Source organism: Roseovarius sp. 10, assembly GCF_033100315.1.
Taxonomy (GTDB): domain Bacteria; phylum Pseudomonadota; class Alphaproteobacteria; order Rhodobacterales; family Rhodobacteraceae; genus M30B80.
In genome coordinates this window covers 1-1,315 of the sequence record NZ_JAWLVH010000014.1, presented here as the reverse complement: position 1 = coordinate 1,315, position 1,315 = coordinate 1, and the positions used below count along the sequence as shown (strand labels likewise).

Annotated in this window: 1 protein-coding gene; it reads left to right on the top strand. The window is 50.6% G+C overall.

The window, feature by feature from the left end; all coding sequences use genetic code 11:
* Positions 1-644 precede the first annotated feature (644 nt).
* On the top strand, positions 645-989 hold the full coding sequence (locus tag RYZ18_RS14165) for a glycine-rich domain-containing protein (RefSeq protein WP_317657517.1): 345 nt from the start codon (positions 645-647) through the stop codon (positions 987-989).
* The last annotated feature ends 326 nt before the right edge of the window (positions 990-1,315 follow it).

Here is a 1,315-nt window from a genome sequence, read left to right as displayed (position 1 = left end):
GCGCCACTCCCAAAATCCAACTGACGCCATGGTCCCGTTCGGGGCTTTTTTCTTTTTGTGTCAAAGGGGTTTAGCTCGCGTCAGGGGGCTGCAGAGAAGTGGGCTAGAGTAAGATTTGGTCTCTGGGCGCGGTTTGTCTCTAAATCGAGGGGCGTCATATTGGCTGCCCCCTGAGATTTTGACCAATAAAATATTGGTCCCTGAGTGTTTTGTTGAAAGGGGAGTTGTGAACCTCAAATGCACCAAAAGGGTTGATAAATCCTTGGCCCATGCTTTGACTTATGAGTATAGTGTTCGGCCGAAGTTCAAGCCGCATTCGCTCCGTTGATAACCATACTCGAAAAATTGTTTGGGAGCCTTAGTGCGTCTGTGAACTTGAATGACTTTCACGTATATTGAACATGAAAAAATTTACAAGTAACGAATGGCTAGTGCTAAAACCTAGTCATAAATTGACTGGCAGACATCGACTTGAATGCCTGGTAAATGGCATCAGAACATGGGACAGTTAATTGACGATTTATAGCTCATTGTACGCTCTGAGTGGTACCAGGTGCCTCAACCGGCCTCTTTGGAGAATGATTTTTTTGCCCCAAAGCGAGCAAATGTTTGAGAGTATATATCGGTGCATTTTCATAATTTGCATGTCCCTGTCTTTTCCAGATGCGGCCTACGGGCAGTCATTAACTGGCGGATCCGAAAGTATTATCACGGTCGATGGTGTGCAATACCGAGTCCACAAATTTACGGCTGATGGGGTATTGAACAACAACTCTCAAGCTAACTCGTTCGGTGCCATCGAGTACTTAGTTGTAGCTGGGGGAGGAGGTGGTGGCGTTTATAATCTTGGCGGTGGAGGTGGCGGTGCTGGTCAGTTTATGGAGGGAACGATCGGGACTGGAAATACGGCGCTGATACCTATGGGGAACATAGATATTAAAATTGGTGCCGGTGGAGCAGCAGGCACAAGTGTGGCTCCGGCGGGTTAGCGTGGTCAGAATGGCGGAAATAGTTGGATTGGCTTCGAAAATGCACCGTTAGTCACAGCTATCGGTGGCGGTGGTGGAGGCGGTGGGTACCAAACTTCCGATGTCTCACAAGCATCGCAGTCAGAGTGGAATGGGCTCGATGGAGGTTCAGGAGGGGGGGCATCACCGCATGGGCCCGGTGCTTTAGGCGGGCGTGGTCGCGGTGGCGGTACTGGAAATGACGGCGGGGATACAATTTTGCAATTTACCCCTTTTGGTGGCGGGGGAGGGGGTGGTGCAAGTACTGCCGGCGGTGACAGCGCAAGTGGCGTGTCCGGGGATGGAGG

Bases quoted from the DNA above. Each gene is read 5' to 3' on its own strand.
- RYZ18_RS14165 (WP_317657517.1), top strand. From the start codon at position 645: ATGTCCCTGTCTTTTCCAGATGCGGCCTACGGGCAGTCATTAACTGGC.